Source organism: Corynebacterium efficiens YS-314 (assembly GCF_000011305.1).
Classification (GTDB): Bacteria; Actinomycetota; Actinomycetes; order Mycobacteriales; family Mycobacteriaceae; genus Corynebacterium; species Corynebacterium efficiens.
In genome coordinates this window covers 1220560-1240005 of record NC_004369.1, presented here as the reverse complement: position 1 = coordinate 1240005, position 19446 = coordinate 1220560, and the positions used below count along the sequence as shown (strand labels likewise).

Below are 19446 nucleotides of genomic sequence, written 5' to 3'. Positions count from 1 at the left end.
AGGTCGTTACGCTGCTTGTTTTATCGAAAGGGCAGATACACCACTCCCGCGGACTTGACCCTCAAAAGTGTAGGTGTTGCCAGACCCTGTAATGCTAGTCGGAAGCTCACCAAGGTCGATGGTCGTTGTGTCGTTGAGTTCTGTGGCGAGAGCCGCATCAGCCGCATCCGCAGTGGCACCTGTGATTGATCCAGGCGTTAATGTAAGTGTTGCGCTGAGATTATCTCCCGAGGTTTCATAGGAAATCTGCTGGGTGAATACCAGGGTGTCACCTGGCACGACCTTAACCGCATTGACATTATTGTCTACGACGTCCTGGCCGTTGAGAGTCCACTTCCCGTCTGCTGCACTCAGCGCCAGGTTACCGGCGGCAATCGCCTGATCACTCTGGGTCACTTCATCGTTCCACGACATGAACGTTCCGCCGCCACCGACGAGGAGGAGCGCTGCGGCTGCTGCAGCGATGGCGCCCTTGGTCATCTTTTGCATTTTAATCGTCTTCCTTCCACAACGGGGGTCCGCAGCTGGAAATCGCTCCGCTGGGAATCCGTCTCCTCGGCCCACCGGGTTCGACGGGTCCGTATCGGGAAGCCAATTCTGGAATGCAGTCTCGCGGTGATTCGATGTGCAGCCCGCGAAAGATCTTAATTTCTTCGGGACTTACCATATTTAATAATAGACAAGGTGCTTCATTAAAAACAACTGATACCGCACTGAAAGCATGGTCAGCTTTGTCACCTTATGTAAATTACTAATTTATTAACATCCATTTAATGGATCGACTAGAATATTCCCGCTGCCTGGGTAATCACCATTCCCGAGCCGATGAGGGAAATCGTCACCGAACCGAGGAAGATCAACCGTCGGTTCAGGTGTTTATTCACCACCCCTGACAGGAAATACCCAGCAATCACCGCCGGCGCGTACACCAGCGCCGCCTGAAGGTGCATCCACCCGAGCGCACCCGCCCCGGTCAGCAGTGCAATCGAGATGGCACTGCCAATCACGAAACATACGGACAGCGTCCCTCTCACCCGCTCCGGTGACATCGACCGCATGATCAATGCCAGGGGCGGGCCACCGATCGCGGTGGTGGTCCCCAGGAACCCTCCCGAGGCCCCGGCAAGAAAGGAATTCCTCCGCCCGTGCCCCGGCGACCACCCCACGAGACTGATCAGTGTCCCGAGGATCACCGCGGTGGCCAGGACGATCTTCAACCCCGCCACCGGCATGGCCACCACCGCCCAGGTGCCCAACACAGAACCGGGAATCCTCCCGAGCAGGGACCAGCCCACCACCGGCCACTCCACCTCTCCCCTGTCGCGGGCCCAGGTGGCCAGCGAGAATCCGAAGGCCAACAGCAGGATCAGTCCGGGCAGGAGGTCGGGTCGCATGAGGGCGATGATCGGGGCAGCGAGCATGCCCAGGCCGAAACCGATCGCCCCCTGCACACACGCGGCCACGAATAGCAGCACGCCGATGAGTATTGTTTCCACACTGGCAGCGTACCCAGCCCCCAGGCCGAAACTTTCAGACCATTGATATAACGATCAAAGCGGAATCGCTCCGGACTGTTTTCTACATAAATACAAGGAGCCCTCAACCGCGGGGTGTCCCCCGGACCCCCAATGCCCACCCGGCTACCCGGCCAGATATCACCCACCCTTGGAGGCCACGAACTCCTTGACCAGCTCACGGGACCGGCCGAGTTCCTTGGCCTCCTCGATCAATTCCTGCAGTTCGGAGGTGGTGATGGCGCCACTGGCCCAGTTGAGGATTTCCCGGTCGGCGCGGCTGAAGGTGGGGTTGCGGTAGATGGGGACGATATTCTGGGGCAGCCCGTTGGCGCCGGGACATCCCTGGGCGTTGGAGGGGTCGGCGGTATCGAGGCGGGAGGGAAGCGATCCGATCAGGGCATCGAAGGTGCGGTCGCGCCATTCACCTGAGTTGATGTCGGTCTCCCCCGCCTCCACCGCTGCGAGGTACTCCTCTTCCAGCTCTCCGGCCAGCACCGGGTTGACCACTTCCAGGAGAGCACCGGTGCATCCGATCACCAGGTCACTGGTGCCCTCGTTGAGGGGGTCGAAGGGATCCGCGATGAGGTTGTCCTCGTGTCGGATCACGGCGAATCTCCCGCGGTTGCCCAACACGGTCTTGTACAGCTCACTGATCACATTGTGTCCAAGGTAGTCGGGATCCACCGCGATGTAGAGGTTCTCCTTCTGCTCCGCCACCTGCCGGGGATGTGGTTCGAACCTGTTGGGGTCCACGCTGCCACAGGCCACCAGCAGCCCCGAGCCAAGGACAGCCACGAGACCCAGGAGAGCCTTCTTCACACCCGTCGTTCTCATAGCGGGTTACTCTACCCTGCCGTTACTGTCGCGGGTGGCCCAGTTCTCCCATGTTGCGGGCGATCATGTCGCGGGCCTCACGGGCACGGTCGGGACGGCACAGGATGTCATAGCGTCCCGCCACGATCTGGGTGGCGGAGGTGAAATCCCTCTTACCCCGGGATGCCCAGTACGGTACCGCCGCGAGCACCACTCCGAAGACCACACCCATCACCAGGCCGGTGAGCAGGGACGAGAACCAGAGGTTGGACACCAACCCCATCACCAGGCCGAAGAACAGTCCCAGCCACGCACCGGAGGCGGCACCACCGGCGAGCACGCGTCCCCAGGTCAGACGCCCGGTGACGGTTTCCACCTCCATCAGGTCCACACCCACGATGGTCAGTTCAGCAACGGGGAATTCATTGTCGGAGAGCATGTCCACCGCCCGCTGTGCCTCCTCATAGGTCTGGAAGCTGCCCACGGGCCACCCCTCGGGCCGTTTCTTCAGACCCAGTTCGGCCCTGTTGTTGCCTCCGGAGCCGGTTGCCTGCATCGACATTGATTCATCACCCTTATCTCACTGTCAGTCTATATTTCCCATACACCATGAAAACGGACCAGCCAGCGCGAAGGTTCCCACCCCACCTGCAGTGAGGTGTGGGGAGGTCGGGTCGTCGTAAAGCGTTAAGCTGTGTGACATGAGAGGAATTACCCGACTGTACGCAGGCCGTCTCGCGGGGATGGTCGTGCGTGGCCCCGACACGGATGTGATCGGGCGTGTACGTGATGTCGTGGTCACGATCCGCTCCGGTGGTCAGGATTCCCGTGTGCTCGGCCTGGTGGTGGAGCTGGTGAACAATAAGCGGCGCATCTTCCTGCCCATGCTGCGCATCGCGGCGATCGAACCGAAGGAAGTCAATCTGATCTCCGGGTCGGTGTCGCTGCGTTCCTTCAAGGCCCGCACGGGTGAGCTGCAGGTGATCGGCGACATCATCGGCACGAAGGTGCACACGGATGATCCGGAGCTGGAGCAGTTGCACGGTCGCGCCGTGGAGATCGCCGATGTCGAGCTGGAACAGACCCGTACCCGCGACTGGGTCATCTCCCGGGTGGCGCTGATCGGTGAGCGCCCCAAATTCGGGCGGCGGCCCACACTGTATATCGCGCCGTGGAGTCATGTACACGGCATCACCGCCGGCGGCGCCGGGGAGACCAACCAGACCGCCGAGCTCATCGCCGGTTTCGAGGACATGCGCGCGGCCGACGTGGCCAAGGAACTCTACGGCCTGCCGAAGCCCCAGCGCGACGTGGTCGCCGGGGAGCTTGACGACGAACGACTCGCCGATATTCTCCAGGAGCTCAGCGAAGACCGTCAGGCCGAGCTGATTGAAACCCTCGACATCGAACGCGCCGCCGATGTGCTGGAGGAGATGGACCCCGATGATGCCGCAGACCTGCTCGGTGAGCTGCCCGAGGACAAGGCCGGTGTGCTGCTGGAGCTGATGGACCCGGAGGAGTCGGCACCGGTGCGTCGCCTCATGGGCTTCAACCCCGACACCGTCGGTGCCCTGATGACCCCGGAACCACTGACCATGGACCCCTCCACCACCGTCGCCGAGGCCCTGGCGATGGCCCGCAACCCCGACCTGCCCACCTCCCTGGCATCCCTGGTGTTCGTGGTGCGTCCGCCCACCGCCACCCCCACCGGTAAATATCTGGGGTGTGTGCACCTGCAGAAACTGCTGCGGGAACCCCCCTCCAGCCTGGTCGGTGGCATCCTCGATCCCGACCTGCCCCCGCTGTATGCCAATGATTCACAGGAGACCGCCGCCCGGTTCTTCGCCACCTATAACCTGGTGTGCGGCCCCGTCCTGGATGAGAACGGGCATCTGATCGGTGCGGTGGCCGTTGATGACCTGTTGGACCACATGCTGCCCGAGGACTGGCGCGATGCCGGTATCCGCCCCGGTGTGAAGGAGGAGACCCTTGGCTGATTACAGCCGTTCAGACCTGGACACCCCCCTGGTCGGCACGAAACGCAGGCGGTTCAAATTCGACGATGACACCGTCGGGGCGTACGCGGAGAAGGTCGCCCGTTTCTTCGGCACGGGCCAGTACCTGTTCTGGCAGACGATCTTCGTGATCATCTGGATCATGCTCAACATCGGCGGTTTCGCCTGGAACTGGGACCCCTACCCCTTCATCCTGCTCAACCTGGCGTTCTCCACCCAGGCGGCCTACGCCGCACCCCTGATCCTCCTGGCGCAGAACCGTCAGGAGGACCGCGACAAATCCACCATCCTGGCCGACCGGCGACGTGCCGAGGAGACCAAGGCCGACACCGAATTCCTCACCCGCGAGCTCGCCGGTGTCCGCCTGGCCGTCGGTGAGATGGTCACCCGTGACTATCTCCGCCACGAGCTGGATGATCTGCGTGGCTTCCTCGAGCGACTGGAGGCCAAGCTCGATGATGCAGTGGCCTCCCGCAACGACGATCCCCACGACCTCAACGCCCCGACCCAGGGCAAAGTGGTCGACTAGCCTTGCAGGCATGACCACTGCTACCCCCTGGGCGGATGCCTTTGACCACGTCGGGTGGGATCTACCGCAGATCCTTGAAGTTGACCACACGGAGCGGGCGGTTGCCCATCTCCAGGAATACTTCGCCACCGACCCCCGGACCGGCCCCATGTACACCGGTTCCCTGTTCAACAGACTCGGCGGGGGAGGTGACGCACAGCCCGTCCGCAATGAGATCACCCGCGATGATCTCCTCTCGCTCTCACTCCTGGATGTCCCGGTTCCCGGGCTACAGGTGGTCCAGTTGCTCGAACCACCTGAGGATGCTCAGAGCATTGACCTCGAGGAGGTGGTGACCCGCGACTACACCGCCTATGAGCTTCCCTACGATCTGGAGCAGATCCGGGGGATCCTCGCCTCGATCCCCACCGATGTGGGCCTGGCATCCAAGAAGGCCGCAGAGCACCTCGATGCCGGGAACCTGCTCTGGACCGCGCTGCGGCGAAACGGCTTCGGCCCCACGCGGGTGAGCAAACTCATCGCCCGTAAACGCCCCAAACTCTTCCCCATCTTCGACTCCGCCATCAAGCGCCAGCTGAACACGAACAGCGTGGGATTCTACGAGAACTTCCACACCGTTCTCCGCGCCGAGGACAAGGCCCTGTCCAGGCATCTCAAGGGCATCCGTACGGAGGCTGCCGACCAGTCCGGCAACAGCGCCCTCGCAGACCTGAGCACCATCCGGGTCTTTGATGTCGTGGTGTGGATGGCCGACCACAAACGGACTTAGGTCTTGGCCGTGCTGCGGACTATGCTATTTAGGTGATGTCTCAAGTAACCGAATCCGCTGTCCGCAGCGCGCTGTCCCGCGTAGAGGATCCAGAGATCGGGAAGCCCATCACGGAGCTCGGAATGGTCAAGTCTGTGGCCATCGATGGCTCCGATGTGCAGGTAGAGGTCTACCTGACCATCGCGGCGTGCCCGATGAAGACCACCATCGTCTCCAACACGGAGGCGGCCATCAAGGATATCGAGGGCGTGGGCGATGTCCAGGTCACCACCGATGTCATGAGCGATGAACAACGCCGTGAACTGCGGGTGAGCCTGCGCGGCAACACCGCCGACCCGGTCATCCCCTTCGCCCAGCCCGGATCCACCACCCGCGTGTACGCGGTGGCCTCCGGCAAGGGTGGCGTGGGCAAATCCTCCATGACCGTCAACCTCGCCACCGCCCTGGCCGCCAAGGGGCTGTCCGTGGGCATCCTCGACGCCGACATCTACGGTCACTCCGTGCCCGGCATGCTCGGTTCCGACGCCCGACCCCACCAGGTCGACGACATGATCATGCCCCCGCAGGCCCACGGTGTGAAGATGATCTCCATCGCCCACTTCGTTGAGGGCAACGCACCCGTGGTGTGGCGTGGTCCGATGCTGCACCGCGCCATCCAGCAGTTCCTCTCCGATGTGTTCTGGGGCGACCTGGACATCCTCCTGCTGGATCTCCCACCGGGAACGGGTGACATCGCCATCACCATCGCCCAGCTGCTCCCGAATGCCGAGCTGCTGATCGTGACCACCCCGCAGGCGGCAGCCGCCGATGTCGCTGAGCGCGCCGGTTCGATCTCCCTGCAGACCAACCAGAAGGTGGCCGGTGTCATTGAGAACATGTCCGCCATGGTGATGCCTGACGGCTCCACCATGGAGGTTTTCGGTTCCGGCGGTGGCGAGAAGATCGCCCAGCGCCTGAGCATGCTCACCGGCGAGGACGTCCCCGTCCTGGGCTCGGTGCCACTGGATCCGTCCCTGCGCGTGGGTGGTGATGTGGGCAACCCCATCGCGATCTCCGAACCGTACTCCCCCACCACCGCGGCGATCAACGCCATCGCCGACACCCTGGCCAAGCGCAAGGTGTCCATCGTGGGCAAAACCCTGGGACTGGGTGTGAAATAGCACTACCCCGGATACACCGGAGCCAGCGCATCCCCGACAGGAGGATGCGCTGGCTTCTTTTTATCTGTTGCTCAGATCTGCCTAGATCAGATCGGTCCAGGTATAACCGCCCCCGGCTGGCGGTTTGCCACCATCATTGTTCTTCCCCGGGGTGTTCGGGGACTGCGTCGGATCGATCCGGTCTGCCGGACGTTCCACCACCTCAGCGTGTTCTGGTGTGGTGCCGGTTTTCGCCACCTGCTGGCGATGTGCCTGACCTGCGGTGTCATCGGCCATGATCTTCTTCGGGTCGAAGGAGTCCAGGAAGGAGTCATCACCGTCGAAGAGTGCACGGGTGATGGCGGTCTTGGGGGACATGCTGCGGATCTGGGCGATCTGGGCCATCGGTTTACGGATCTCATCGAATTCCTCGCCGAAATCAGTATCCAGATTCTGCTTCGCGTTGTTGATCGCGGTGCGGGCGGCGACAATGGCCGCCTTCAGGTCCTCCATCAGACGGGGAAGCCGTTCAGGTCCGATAACAATGAGACCCACGATGAAAAGCAGGAGGATCTCTCCCCAGCCGACGTTAGAAAACATGCCTCAGACCTTCACTGTTCAACGGTGGGGTTCAACGCCCCTGGGTGCGGCGTACCGCGCGTACCACCGATTCAACTTTAGCCACAAAAGACTCCGGTCGCTGAATCGCGGCGTCCTCCGCTCCCGGTCCCGGGGCGCATTCGTTGGCCAGACTCATCAGTTTCGCCTTGAGATCGGAAGGGGCGGTCACGTTGTCGTTCCTGCATTCCGTCCGCACGAAATCAACAGTGTCGCGCTGGCGCGCGATCTCCTGACGGCATTCCGCGCAGTGCACGAGGTGCAGCCTGGCGCGGTGCATCGCCCCCCTGCTCAACTCATTGTCGATGAACATGGCTGCGGCATCGGAAGACAGATGATCCACGGAGGCGAAGTCCTGGGTTTTGGATTGAAGCTGTTGGGATTTCTCCACCAGCGTGGTCTTGAGGACCTCCCCCAGCCGGATTTCCCTGATCGCCTCGAGCTGACGCGGAGCGAGCTTCGGCTTGCCAGACTTCGACCCGGCACTCTTTGGGCGCCTGGCTTTGTCAAACCCTTGACCACCGGCATCATCCTTGGCACTGTCGGGCCGGGTGATGCGGGGCTGGCGAAGCTGGGATCTGACATCCCCCGTGGAGTCGGAATTGAACATCGGTTCCGGAAACCTCCTGTGGCTCTTCAATATCGGACTGGCGCAGGTGCAAGAAACGACTAAGTCTGTACATTTAACGGTACCTACTTAATCTAACGTTTGCCGTCTTAATTCAGTTCCCACGCGAATGACACCGGTGCAAGCAGTCCGAGTTGACGGGAAAACCTAGGTGGTGGGAACCAGGATGGAAACCTCCTCATTGTCCTGGGCTGCAGCTTCGAGGCTGGCACGGAGCTGGGTGCGTCCACGGTGGATACGGGACCGGACAGTACCCATCTTCACGCCGAGGGTTTCAGCAATCTCGTCATAGCTCAGACCCACCACATCACACAGGATGACGGCCACGCGGAAATCCGGGCTCAGGTCATCGAGGGCCTCCTGCAGAGCAGGATCGAGGTTGGCCACGGTATAGGCCTGCTCCGGGGTCATGTCGTTACCCGGGACCCGCTCATAATCCTCGGGCAGTGCCTCCATGCGGATTTTTCCACGGTGACGGACCATATCCAGGAACAGGTTGGTGGTGATCCGGTGGAGCCATCCCTCGAAAGTGCCGGGCTGATAGTTTTTCAGCGAACGGAATACCCGCATAAAGGTTTCCTGGGTAAGGTCCTCAGCATCATGCTGATTACCGGACAACCGGAATGCGAGACGATAGACACTGTCGGCATGTTCCGCCACCAGTTCACCCCACGACGGCATTTCTGCCTGACCGGCGTCGAACGCAGCGGTGCCCGACAGTTCCTCGGTAGGTTCTACCGGGGTGAGATCGATGGCAGCGGGTTCAAGGTCTCGGGGCTTATTGGTCATAGGTTTCATAATGCCGGATCAAACTTGGGAAATCTAGGCGTTTGACTGTGTAGCCACTGGTAAATATTAAACGGTTAGTTAATTGTTATCGTAGTGCGATAAAAGCACGGTTACCGCAGCGTGTAGTACCCCCGTGAGCCAGCCCTGGGCCTAGACTGTACAACGTGAGTAATGCCTTCGAGTTCCTTCGTAACTATGTCGAATCCACCACGGAGATCGATCCCGCCCTGGCAACCGCTCGTGAGGATGCCGCCGAGTTCGGCCTCCCGGTGCCCGATGAGGTGACCGGCCAGTTGATCACCACCCTGGCCGCCGCCACCAACAGTGAAGGGTCCACCGGCGCGATCGCCATCACCCCCGCGGCCGGCCTGGTTGGCCTCTATATCCTCCGGGGCCTGGCAGACGGAACCACCCTGACCTGCATCGACCCGGAGACCGAGCACCAGCGTCATGCGAAGGCCATCTTCCGCGAGGCCGGCTACTCCCCCTCCCGCGTCCGTTTCCTGCCCTCGCGTCCCCTCGACGTGATGGGTCGACTCGCCTTCGACAGCTACCAGCTGGTCTTCGGCCAGGTCTCCCCCATGGATCTGCGCGCCTTCATCGACGCCGCCTGGCCGCTGCTGCGTCCGGGTGGTGTCCTCATGCTTGCCGACGCTCTCCTCGACGGCACAGTCTCCGACGAGACCCGGAAGGACCGCGACACCGTGGCCGCCCGCGAGGCGGATGACTACGTCCGCGCCCTCGACGGGGCACATGTGGCCCGCCTCCCCCTCGGCGCCGGTCTAACGCTGGTGACCAAGAAGACCTAAACCCCCACCACCCACGGTGGGGCACCTGGGGTGATCGGGGCGTCGACAAGCATAAAAAAGTCGCGCCCCGGAGGACGCGACCTGAGGTGACCGGGGTGGTGTCAGACCACCTGGTTCTTACCCACGGTGACCACACCGCCGGCACTGACCTTGAAGCGCTGGGAATCACGGTCGTGATCGACTCCGATGAGCTCACCGTCGCGCACCACGACGTTCTTATCCAGGATGGCGTGGCGAACCACCGCTCCCTTACCGATGCGTACGCCCGGCATGAGGACCGCGCCCTCCACGGTGGCCCCCTCCTCGACGATGACATCGGTGGACAGCACGGAGTTACGCACAGTACCCGCCGAGATGATGGATCCCGGGGCGACCATCGAGGACTGTGCGATACCGCCCTGCACGAACTTCGCCGGCGGCAGGTTACCCTCCACGGTGGTGTGGATCGGCCATTCCTTGTTGTAGAGGTTGAAGATCGGGTGCACGGAAATCAGATCCATGTGGCACTCGTAGAAGGCGTCGATGGTACCGACATCACGCCAGTATCCCTTGTCGCGCTCGGTGGCACCGGGCACGATGTTTCGGGAGAAGTCATACACATGGGCATCACCGCGGTCTACGAAGTACGGGATGATGTCACCGCCCATGTCGTGCTCGGAGTCCTCGTTCTCCGAATCATCCTTGAGCGCACGCACCAGAGCCTCGGTGGTGAACACGTAGTTGCCCATGGAGGCGAAGGTGACATCCGGATCATCCGGGGTACCGGGCGGATCCGCCGGCTTCTCCAGGAATTCGGTGATGTTGCCCTCATCATCGGACTGGATGCAGCCGAATGCGGTGGCCTCGTGGCGTGGCACACGGATACCTGCCACAGACACCGACTTGCCGGATTTAATATGCTCATCGACCATCTGGCTCGGATCCATGCGGTACACATGGTCCGCGCCGAAGACGATGACATAGTCCGGCTTCTCATCGGAGATCAGGTTGAGTGACTGGAGGATGGCATCTGCGGAGCCTGTGAACCACCGCTTGCCCAGGCGCTGCTGCGCCGGGACCGAGGCGATGTACTGGCCGGTCGGGCCAGAAACATTCCAGGAAACGGAGATATGCCGGTCGAGGGAATGCGACTTGTACTGCGTGAGCACAGCGATCTTCAGGTACCCGGCATTGACCAGGTTTGAAAGTACAAAGTCAATAAGCCGATAGGTTCCGCCGAAGGGAACGGCCGGTTTGGCACGGTCCTCCGTCAGCGGAAACAGACGCTTACCCTCGCCACCAGCGAGAACGATTGCTAATACATTTGGTCTACCCTTCACACACTCAACCATAAAACGAAAAACCTGTTCCCGCTTGAAACCAGTGAATAAGTATTTCTTTTGGGGTGGCCACGGGGTCAGTCGAGGGTGGGTGACCGCCCCCCGGATGCTGGGCCGACGGGGGCACCTGGGAGGTCGCGACCCACACCCCGCTCCGTGCCCACACTGCATGGCATCCCGCATCTGTCCTGTACCCGGGTTGCGCCCGGAGGGTCCGACGGGATGGGAAACCGCTGCACGTATGGTCACGGCGGGCTAGTCTCAGAACCATGAAAGTTGGAATGATGACCAGAGAATATCCGCCGGAGGTCTACGGCGGAGCAGGTGTCCACGTAACCGAGCTGACCCGGTTCATGCGGGAGATCGCGGAGGTGGATGTCCATTGCATGGGCGCCCCACGTGACGCCGAGGGGGTCTACGTCCACGGCGTGGACCCGGCCCTGGACAATGCCAACCCGGCCATCAAGACCCTGTCCACCGGTCTGCGCATGGCAGAGGCCGCCAACAATGTGGATGTGGTTCACTCCCACACCTGGTACGCGGGTCTGGGTGGTCATCTCGCCGCACGTCTGCACGGCATCCCCCATGTGGCCACCGCCCACTCACTGGAACCGGACCGCCCGTGGAAGCGTGAGCAGCTCGGTGGTGGATACGATGTGTCCTCCTGGTCAGAGAAGAACACCATGGAGTACGCCGATGCCGTCATCGCGGTGTCCGCACGCATGAAGGATTCCATCCTCGCCGCCTACCCCCGCATCGAACCTGACAATGTCCGCATCGTGCTCAACGGCATCGACACCGAACTGTGGCAGCCCCGCCCCACCTTCGATGACGCGGAGGAATCCGTGTTGCGCAAGCTCGGTGTGGATCCCCAGCGACCCATCGTGGCGTTCGTCGGTCGCATCACCCGCCAGAAGGGTGTGGAGCATTTGGTCAAGGCCGCCGCCCACTTCGATGAGGGTGTACAGCTGGTGCTGTGTGCAGGCGCACCGGACACCCCGGAGATCGCGGAACGCACCAGGGCTCTCGTGGAGGCGCTGCAGTCCCAGCGCGACGGGATCTTCTGGGTCCAGGAGATGCTGGACAAGAAGGGCATCCAGGAGATCCTCACCGCAGCCGACACCTTTGTCTGCCCCTCAATCTACGAGCCGCTGGGCATCGTCAACCTCGAGGCCATGGCCTGCAACACCGCCGTGGTCGCCTCCGACGTGGGCGGTATCCCGGAGGTCGTGGTCGATGGTGAGACCGGCACCCTGGTCCACTACGACGAGAATGACACCGAAACCTTCGAGCGTGACATCGCCGAGGCCGTGAACAAGATGGTCGCGGACCGTGAGGTGGCGAAGAAGTTCGGTATCGCCGGGCGTGAGCGTGCCATCAACGAGTTCTCCTGGGCCACCATCGCCCAGCAGACCGTCGATGTCTACAAATCACTGATGTAGGATTTCTCTTCCCCCACCCCCACTGCCGGGGTGTCGTACCCAAGGGGACGGCACCCCGGCATTTCTATGTCTACCACACCCCCTCTGAGCTGGCCTTTCCCCACAACCGGCCCGCAGGTGGCTACCCTCGTTCAACAGATACGAATCATCAAGAATCAATGTGAATAGCTAGGACTGACGCATGGCTGAGACTCCCCCCACCCATCACCGCCCGGAACTGCACCTGACCTCCGAGTCTGGTCTGCTGTTCGCCCCGGCCGGTGTGCTCCTCGATGGTGATACCTGGCATGTTTTCCACCAGTACCGCCCCACCCCCGAGGAGGGACCGCGGTGGGCCCACCAGTTCTCCGAGGGCAACCCCTTCAGCTGGGATATCAGTGATGATGTCCTCGCCCCCACGGGTGGGGAGACACAGGTGCGGGCCGGTGCCGTGGTGGCCAACAAGGGCGGGGTTGACCTCTACTTCACCTCGGTGACCGCGGACAGTTCCGCAATCCACGTGGCGCGTATCGACGATCTGGATGCCACCATGGAGTCAGTGTCCGACAACCCACTGAGCCTGGATTCCGGTGTGGTGCGGATCGGCCGCGTCGTAGGTGACTCCGAGTCCTTCACCCGGTTCCGTTCCCCCTGCGTGGTCCCCGACTGGGAGGACGGCACCAACCGTGAGGAGGGCCACGAGGGATGGTTGATGCTCGCGGTGGCCGGCCCCATGGAGAAACCGGTGGTGGTCATCCTCCACTCCCCCGATGGCCGCGACTGGCAGATCTCCGGACGGCTGACCTTCCAGGGGGCCCACGGACTGCCAGAGGATGCCATCATGGTGAGCCCACGACTGATCCGCCTGCGTGATGAGGTGGATGGGGAAATCTACGACATTCTCATCATCACCGTCGAGGAGAACGGGGTGGATCGTTCGGGGTATGTCGTCGGCAAGCTTGACGACGCCGAGTTCACCGTGGTCACCCCGTTCACCCGCATCGACCACGGCCATGACTTCTCCCGCCCCCGCAACACCAACTACACCAGCGGCACCGTGGATGAGGAGGAGCGGTACCACCAGGCCCACATCTTCGGACTGATGAACGGTGTGGGCCGCCTGGATGACCCGACCTCCCACAAGAGCTGGTCAGATGAGGGCTGGGCCAACTGCCTGTCCGTGCCACGCGTGGTCACACTCCAGGACGGCACACTCTTCCAGACCCCACCCGAGGGTCTCATCACCGCCATCCACGAATCCGACGCGGCCGCGGGTTGGACCGGGCTCTGTGACATCCCCGACGGCAGCTCCGTGTCCATCGAGCTGCGTGACCAGAAGGGCAACACCGCGGCCGTGGTCCACCACCGTCACAGTGAATTGGTCATCGACCGGTCCATGAACCCGTGCCACGAAAATGACCCGTTGGCCGTCGCGCCGCTGTCCGCCGAGGACACCGACTCCGTGTTCATCGTGGTCGATGGTTCCACCCTGGAGGTCTTCGCCGACGGCGGCGAGGTCGCCATGGCCAGCCGTGTCTATTTCGAGCACGGCCCGGTCTTCAACTTCGAGGTCACCACCACCGGGGAGGCCAGCATCATCAACGCCGAGGCCCACTACCCCGATGAGTATTCCTCCCAGGGCCTGCCCGATCTGGATGAGCTGACGCAGTTCAATCCCGATGAGCACCCGCATGAGGGTCCGGTGCGCTGACACCGGCCCACAACACCGACAAAACGGCCCGCGGTGGAATCAACCATTGATTCCACCGCGGGCCGTTTCACATACCTCCCCGGGCACGACAGCCACGGCAGACGATCGTGAACCTGCGGAATCCCCGGGGATGATCGCAGGTCTAGGAAATACGGCCGAGGCGGGTGATACGGGCCCGGGCGGTGACCTTCATCTGCTCCGGCAGTGCCTGGATACGCGCAGCCAGTGCCTCGGGTTTGAGGTGGCGTGCCGACGGGCTCATGCCGATCTGGGAGGCGATGGACTGCTGGTCCAGCATCATCTCGAATTCCACGGGCTCACTGTCACCCACGGGCTGGAGATGTCCGGCTGCCTGCTCGATCATGCGCTCAACCTTGCCCTCCTCCACATCGATGATACCGAGGGGTTCACGCAGCTCCGCGAGGTGACCGGCGTCGGCTGTCAGCACGATGACCTGTCCCTTCGGCTTGAGGATGCGGGCGAACTCCGCAGCATTACGCGGTGCGAAGATGACAGTGATGGCATCGACGGATTCCGACTGGATGGGCAGACGGGCCCAGGCATCGGCCACCACGGCACCGACGCGGGGATGACACCGGGCCAGGTGCTTGGCGGCATGCACCGAGACATCGATGCCGATGCCGCGGGCGCCTGCCACGCTGTCGAGAGTGTGGGAGAGGTAGTAACCGGTACCCGCGCCGATCTCACAGATGACGGGGTGGGCATCGTCGGCGACCTCACCGGCGTCCAGCACATCATGGACTGCATCGGCGATCGCCTCGACGAAGGGGGCGAAGTGCCCACCGGTGAGGAAGGTCTCCCGGGCGCTGATCATCTCGGCATCATCACCGGAGTAGCGCAGGCCGGCACCGCCTGCAAGGGTGACATACCCCTGGCGGGCGACATCGTAGGAATGCCCGGATTCAGATACCAGTCGGGTGAAGTCATCCACACCACGCAGGGGGCTGCCGTCAATCGGGTCCGCCAGGACATCAATGATGTGTGAAAGCACTGTCGCATTACTCCTTGAATGGGTGGTTACCACGTCGGAACAATACTACCCGCGTGGCCAACCCAGGGAGTCAACGGGGAGTCACCAGGGAGTGCCGGGATGTGGGTAGGGTGCGGGCGGAACCCTACTTGGCGGCCTCCAGGAGAAGCGCACCGAGTTCGGCGGCCTCTTCCTTGTTCAGTTCCACAACAAGGCGCCCGCCCCCGTCGGATGGAATCCTCATCACAATCTTGCGGCTCTCTTCGACCGCTTCCATTGGTCCGCTACCGGTCCGTGGCTTCATTGCTGCCATGTTGATTCCAGCTCCTTACAACGATAAAAATCCGCACTGTATGCGGCTAAGTATCCATTTTACCCGTTTTCAGGATTCCCGGTCGGAGAAGTGTTTTCGTGTGGACGGACCGGTGTGGAGGGGAAACCCTGTTCAACCGCGGTTTTCGGGGCGGTATCGCCGAGCTTGTCCAGGCGTGCGGTGAGGGCGTCGATCTTCCAGTTCAGGTGTGCGACCACGTCATCGACCTGGTCCTGGCGGTAACCACGCAGGGCGGTCTCGAACACGATGTCATCAATGTCGCCCCGGCCCACCACCCGGCGGTTATGCTCGATGATCTCCTCATTGTCCGGGAGCGGCATGGCTTGCTCGCCGCGCCCGAACAGTTTGGCAAACAGCCAGGTAAACAGCACGACGAGTGCGGCGAGCACAACGATCATCACGATCCAGGTCAGCATGGCAATGAGTCTAACGGATCACGCTGGTTGATCGGGACGTCGCGGCCGCTGCGTTGGAGAATGATCGCGGCCACCACCTCGGCCATGCCCGCGAGTGCACTCAGGGGTTGGTGGTCATGGCACCGCCGGCCCAGGTCGACCTGCCCGATGGACTGTACCCCGTGGGTGGTGGCGACGTCGATAAGCAGGCCGGCCTCCACCCCGTACCCGGCGACGAACGGCAGTGCCCGCGCCGTGGCCCGCCGGATGGCATATTCGCCCCCGAGCGGTTGGCGGATGTGGGCCAGTTCGGGAAACAGTAGTCGCAACAGCGGTTTGGCGGTCAGTTCGGTCACGCGCCCTCCCCCGGTGGGCCGGTCCCCGAAGGATCGGAGGTAATCGGCCTTGACCAGGTGGATGCCGGGATCGGTAAAAGGCGCCGCCAGCGCGCGGACCATGCCGGGTCGCAGGGAGGTGAGATCAGCATCGACGAACACGACGATCTCCCCGCGCGCCGCCTCCACGCCGCGCCACAGGGATTCACCCTTGCCGGGTCGGGTGGGCACGGCCGGCAGGATCTCCCGCCAGTTGTAGACGGTGGCTCCCGCCCGGCGCGCATTGACGGCGGTGGCGTCGGTGGAGTCCGCGTCGATGACGATGACCTCGTCGGGGTTGTCCGCGAGTGCGGCCTCGACCACACCGGCGACCGTCGGTGCCTCATTGAGTGCGGGGATGACCACGCTGATGGAGCTCACACCAGCCCCCGGATGGTGTTGAGGGGGGCGACGTCACCGGCGATCGCGGCGGTCATCTGCACGACATCGCGGGTGTCAGCGACCTCGTGGACGCGGAACGCCGCGCATCCCCGGGCCGCCGCCCAGGCCGTAGCGGCCAGGGTCCCGGCGACACGCTTGTCGACGGGCCGATCCACCGTCTCCCCGATGAAGTCCTTGTTGCTCAGCGCCATGAGCACCGGCCAGCCGGTGGCCACGATCTCATCGATGCGGCGCAGCAGCTCCAGTCCGTGGAAGGTGTTCTTGCCGAAGTCATGGGTGGGGTCGATGAAGATCCACTCCTCCGGAACCCCGGCGCGCACCGCCTTCTCCGCAAGCGTGGTGGTCTCCCGGATGACATCGGCGACAATGTCATCGAAGTGGACCCGGTACGGCCTGGTACGGGGCACGACACCACCGGTGTGGGAGCAGACATACCCCACGCGGTGGTGCCCGGCGACCTCGAGGAGTTCGGGATCGTGGCCCGCCCAGGTGTCATTGACCAGGGTGGCCCCTGCCCGGATGGCCACATCCGCCACGCTGGAACGCCAGGTGTCCACCGAGATGTGGATATCGGGGAAACGTTGACGCACCGCCGCGATGGTGGGCACCACACGGTCGATCTCCTCCTGCGTGGAGACGAACTCCCCCGGCCCCGCCTTGACACCGCCGATGTCGATGATCCCGGCGCCCTCATTGATGACCGTGGCCACCCGCTCCAGTGCGGCGGTGTCCTCGAAGGTGGCACCCCTGTCATAGAAGGAGTCCGGGGTGCGGTTGACGATGGCCATGATCACCGGCAGCTCCCCGGTGGCGTAGGCGGAGGAAAAACTCATAGGACTAATGTAGCCCCGACTAGTTGTGGCGGCGTGCCACGTCCAGCCCCGCGTGTGCATCGACGATGAAACGGACGGCCTCGTCGACATCATCTGTGACCAGGACGCGGTCGATGTCCCGCGCGGAGATCATGCCGTCGGCGACCAGGCGTCCCCTGATCCAGTCGAGCAGGCCTGCCCAGAAGTCGGTGCCGATCAGCACGATCGGGAAGTTGGTGACCTTGCCTGTCTGCACCATGCACAGCACCTCAAAGAGCTCATCCAGGGTGCCGTATCCACCGGGGAGACAGACGAATGCCTGGGAGTATTTGAGGAACATGGTCTTGCGGGCGAAGAAGTACCTGAAGTTCAGGCCCAAGTCCACATACGGGTTCAGTCGCTGCTCATGGGGCAGCTCGATGCCCAGTCCCACGCTGAGTCCACCCGCCTCGCAGGCACCCTTGTTGGGGGCCTCCATCAGGCCCGGTCCGCCACCGGTGACCACCGCGTATTCAGCTGCGACGAGTTTCTCACCCAGTTCCACCCCCGTCTTGTAGTAGGGGTGTTCCTCCCGGATGCGGGCGGAACCGAAGACGGTGACGGCCTTAGGCATCTCGTCCAGGGCGTCGAAACCGGCGACGAACTCCCCCTGGATGCGCAGGACACGCCACGGGTCCGCGTGTTTCCAGTCATGGTCGGCCCGCATCTCCAGCAGTCGCTGATCGAAAGTGCTGCCCTCAGGCTGGGTCTCCGGTTTCCTGCGGAGCACGGGCCCGACGAGCAGGCGGTTCTTCTCTTCATCCGGGGTTTTGTGGGGAGCCATGGTATGACCTCCTGATCGGCTTCGTGATGGACTATCCACGATAACCGCTGAACCGGACCTCCGCTGTTCAGGAGGTCAGATACGTGTGCAGGATCTCCGCCACACCGGTGATCTGCCCAACCGGGCACTGCTCATCGCGCTTGTGGGCATAGGACGGATCCCCGGAACCGAAGTTGAGGGCGGGTACCCCCACCGCGGAGAAGCGGGACACATCGGTCCAGCCGAATTTCGCCCGCACCCGGTCGCGACCGACCGCCTCGACCAGACCGGCGGTGACCTCCAGGTCGAGGCCCGGGAGGGCACCACCGGCGGCGTCGTCAAGCACCCAGGTGACCCCCGGGGTCTCCTCCAACCGGAGCACATCGATCACGTGGCGGGTCGCCTGCTCCGCCGACCGGTTGGGGGCGAAACGGAAGTTGACGCTCATCCAGGCCTCGTCGGGGATGACGTTATTGGCCACCCCCGCCTCCACCCGGACAATGTTGAGGCCCTCGCGGTAGGTGAGGCCGTCGATGATCACATCCTGGTGCCCGTATTCGGCAATCCTGGCCATGACGGGGGTGAGTTTGTGGATGGCATTGTCCCCCAGCCACCCGCGGGCACTGTGGGCACGGGTGCCGTGGGCGGTGACCCTGATGCGCAGATTGCCCTGGCATCCCGCCTCGATCCAGGCCCCGGTCGGCTCCCCCAACAGCGCCAGATCCCCCACCAGCCACTCCGGATGCTCGCGTTGGATGTGTCCGAGGCCGTTGCGGTGGTATTCGACCTCCTCGCACTCATAGGCGATGAAGGTGAGATCCCGGGTGGGTCGTTCATGGCCGGCACCCGCCAGGCTCGCGAAGGTGTGCAGGTAGACCGCCAGACCGGATTTCATGTCCACGGTCCCACAGCCGTACAGGGTGTCCACACCGTCGGCATTGGGGGCACGGTGGCCGGGGACGTTGTCGGCGATGGGAACGGTATCGAGATGACCCGCCAGGATGACCCGTCCGGGCAGGTTGAGTTGGGTGCGCGCCAGGACATTGTTGTTGAAGCGCAGTATCTCCACCCCGGGCAGATTGAGGTTACGCAGGCTGGTCTCAACCGCCTCTGCGATCAGCTTCTCCTGGCCGGAGGGGCTGGGGATGTCCACCAGATCCGCGGTCAGCGTGACGGGATCGCCGAGCAGATCGAGGGTGGGTGGAGCCGGATCACGTTCGGAGGGTGGTATCGATACTTGTTCCATGCCATAAGATTAC

At 62.9% G+C, this 19446-nt stretch carries 21 protein-coding genes and 1 pseudogene; 7 read left to right on the top strand and 15 right to left on the bottom strand.

Annotated elements, in window-relative coordinates; genetic code table 11:
- Positions 1 to 6 precede the first annotated feature (6 nt).
- From CE_RS06005 to CE_RS05990, 4 genes are all read right to left on the bottom strand, one after another.
- The gene (locus tag CE_RS06005) at positions 7 to 480 is read right to left on the bottom strand and encodes an alternate-type signal peptide domain-containing protein (protein ID WP_162096715.1); all 474 of its coding nucleotides are present in this window, start codon (positions 478 to 480) and stop codon (positions 7 to 9) included.
- 302 nt (positions 481 to 782) lie between these two features.
- Entirely contained in the window at positions 783 to 1496 is a 714-nt protein-coding gene (locus CE_RS06000; protein ID WP_006769854.1) for a sulfite exporter TauE/SafE family protein, read from the bottom strand.
- A gap of 159 nt (positions 1497 to 1655) precedes the next feature.
- The gene (locus tag CE_RS05995) at positions 1656 to 2351 is read right to left on the bottom strand and encodes a hypothetical protein (RefSeq protein WP_006769855.1); all 696 of its coding nucleotides are present in this window, start codon (positions 2349 to 2351) and stop codon (positions 1656 to 1658) included.
- A 22-nt stretch (positions 2352 to 2373) separates the two neighbouring features.
- Complete coding sequence (locus tag CE_RS05990; protein WP_006769856.1) at positions 2374 to 2892, bottom strand: general stress protein; 519 nt, start codon at positions 2890 to 2892, stop codon at positions 2374 to 2376.
- Positions 2893 to 3031: 139 nt separating this feature from the next.
- On the opposite strand from CE_RS05990, the gene CE_RS05985 reads away from it, so the two are divergent.
- From CE_RS05985 to CE_RS05970, 4 genes are read left to right on the top strand one after another with little or no spacing between them, the layout of a single operon-like run.
- On the top strand, positions 3032 to 4327 hold the full coding sequence (locus tag CE_RS05985) for a magnesium transporter MgtE N-terminal domain-containing protein (protein WP_011075331.1): 1296 nt from the start codon (positions 3032 to 3034) through the stop codon (positions 4325 to 4327).
- Positions 4320 to 4874 carry a DUF1003 domain-containing protein gene (locus tag CE_RS05980; protein ID WP_006769858.1) on the top strand — a complete coding sequence of 185 codons (555 nt, stop codon included), beginning with the start codon at positions 4320 to 4322 and terminating at the stop codon, positions 4872 to 4874. The genes CE_RS05985 and CE_RS05980 overlap by 8 nt, the downstream gene beginning before the upstream one ends.
- A gap of 10 nt (positions 4875 to 4884) precedes the next feature.
- A complete protein-coding gene (locus CE_RS05975; RefSeq protein ID WP_006769859.1) occupies positions 4885 to 5643 on the top strand; it encodes a DUF6308 family protein in 759 nt (252 codons plus the stop codon).
- Between the two features lie 35 nt (positions 5644 to 5678).
- Positions 5679 to 6803: an Mrp/NBP35 family ATP-binding protein gene (locus CE_RS05970; RefSeq protein ID WP_006769860.1), complete on the top strand. Its 1125-nt coding sequence runs from the start codon at positions 5679 to 5681 to the stop codon at positions 6801 to 6803.
- 81 nt (positions 6804 to 6884) lie between these two features.
- On the opposite strand, the gene tatB is transcribed toward CE_RS05970, so the two are convergent.
- The 3 genes from tatB to sigE form a co-directional block, all read right to left on the bottom strand.
- Entirely contained in the window at positions 6885 to 7382 is a 498-nt protein-coding gene (tatB, locus tag CE_RS05965; protein ID WP_006769861.1) for a Sec-independent protein translocase subunit TatB, read from the bottom strand.
- Between the two features lie 31 nt (positions 7383 to 7413).
- The gene (locus tag CE_RS15610) at positions 7414 to 8010 is read right to left on the bottom strand and encodes an anti-sigma factor family protein (RefSeq protein ID WP_006769862.1); all 597 of its coding nucleotides are present in this window, start codon (positions 8008 to 8010) and stop codon (positions 7414 to 7416) included.
- 165 nt (positions 8011 to 8175) lie between these two features.
- Positions 8176 to 8817, bottom strand: coding sequence for an RNA polymerase sigma factor SigE (gene sigE / locus CE_RS05955; RefSeq protein ID WP_006769863.1), 642 nt, complete (start codon positions 8815 to 8817; stop codon positions 8176 to 8178).
- Between the two features lie 164 nt (positions 8818 to 8981).
- Here sigE and CE_RS05950 point away from each other — a divergent pair, with 164 nt between their 5' ends.
- Positions 8982 to 9626: an O-methyltransferase gene (locus CE_RS05950; RefSeq protein WP_006769864.1), complete on the top strand. Its 645-nt coding sequence runs from the start codon at positions 8982 to 8984 to the stop codon at positions 9624 to 9626.
- A 101-nt stretch (positions 9627 to 9727) separates the two neighbouring features.
- Here the strand turns inward: CE_RS05950 and glgC are convergent, their stop codons facing one another.
- Positions 9728 to 10957 carry a glucose-1-phosphate adenylyltransferase gene (gene glgC, locus CE_RS05945; protein WP_006769865.1) on the bottom strand — a complete coding sequence of 410 codons (1230 nt, stop codon included), beginning with the start codon at positions 10955 to 10957 and terminating at the stop codon, positions 9728 to 9730.
- A 149-nt stretch (positions 10958 to 11106) separates the two neighbouring features.
- On the opposite strand from glgC, the pseudogene glgA reads away from it, so the two are divergent.
- Both glgA and CE_RS05935 read left to right on the top strand, forming a co-directional pair.
- A pseudogene (glgA, locus tag CE_RS05940) lies at positions 11107 to 12387 on the top strand (glycogen synthase); the annotation flags it as partial.
- Between the two features lie 181 nt (positions 12388 to 12568).
- On the top strand, positions 12569 to 14077 hold the full coding sequence (locus CE_RS05935; RefSeq protein WP_006769867.1) for a GH32 C-terminal domain-containing protein: 1509 nt from the start codon (positions 12569 to 12571) through the stop codon (positions 14075 to 14077).
- A 142-nt stretch (positions 14078 to 14219) separates the two neighbouring features.
- Here the strand turns inward: CE_RS05935 and CE_RS05930 are convergent, their stop codons facing one another.
- The 7 genes from CE_RS05930 to dapE all read right to left on the bottom strand — a co-directional run bounded on the left by CE_RS05930 (position 14220) and on the right by dapE (position 19433).
- Positions 14220 to 15089, bottom strand: a complete 870-nt coding sequence (locus CE_RS05930) for a methyltransferase domain-containing protein (protein ID WP_006769868.1) — start codon at positions 15087 to 15089, stop codon at positions 14220 to 14222.
- A 124-nt stretch (positions 15090 to 15213) separates the two neighbouring features.
- Positions 15214 to 15381, bottom strand: coding sequence for a DUF3117 domain-containing protein (locus CE_RS14840; protein WP_003855015.1), 168 nt, complete (start codon positions 15379 to 15381; stop codon positions 15214 to 15216).
- A 59-nt stretch (positions 15382 to 15440) separates the two neighbouring features.
- Positions 15441 to 15818, bottom strand: coding sequence for a DivIVA domain-containing protein (locus CE_RS05925; protein WP_006769870.1), 378 nt, complete (start codon positions 15816 to 15818; stop codon positions 15441 to 15443).
- Positions 15812 to 16552: a glucosyl-3-phosphoglycerate synthase gene (locus CE_RS05920; RefSeq protein ID WP_006769871.1), complete on the bottom strand. Its 741-nt coding sequence runs from the start codon at positions 16550 to 16552 to the stop codon at positions 15812 to 15814. Before CE_RS05920 ends, CE_RS05925 begins: the two co-directional genes overlap by 7 nt.
- Positions 16549 to 17406 carry a dihydropteroate synthase gene (folP, locus tag CE_RS05915; RefSeq protein ID WP_006769872.1) on the bottom strand — a complete coding sequence of 286 codons (858 nt, stop codon included), beginning with the start codon at positions 17404 to 17406 and terminating at the stop codon, positions 16549 to 16551. The genes CE_RS05920 and folP overlap by 4 nt, the downstream gene beginning before the upstream one ends.
- 19 nt (positions 17407 to 17425) lie before the next feature.
- Positions 17426 to 18208 (bottom strand): TIGR00730 family Rossman fold protein, encoded by a 783-nt coding sequence (locus tag CE_RS05910; RefSeq protein ID WP_006769873.1) that lies wholly within the window; start codon positions 18206 to 18208, stop codon positions 17426 to 17428.
- Positions 18209 to 18275: 67 nt separating this feature from the next.
- Positions 18276 to 19433, bottom strand: a complete 1158-nt coding sequence (gene dapE, locus CE_RS05905; RefSeq protein WP_006769874.1) for a succinyl-diaminopimelate desuccinylase — start codon at positions 19431 to 19433, stop codon at positions 18276 to 18278.
- Positions 19434 to 19446 lie beyond the last annotated feature (13 nt).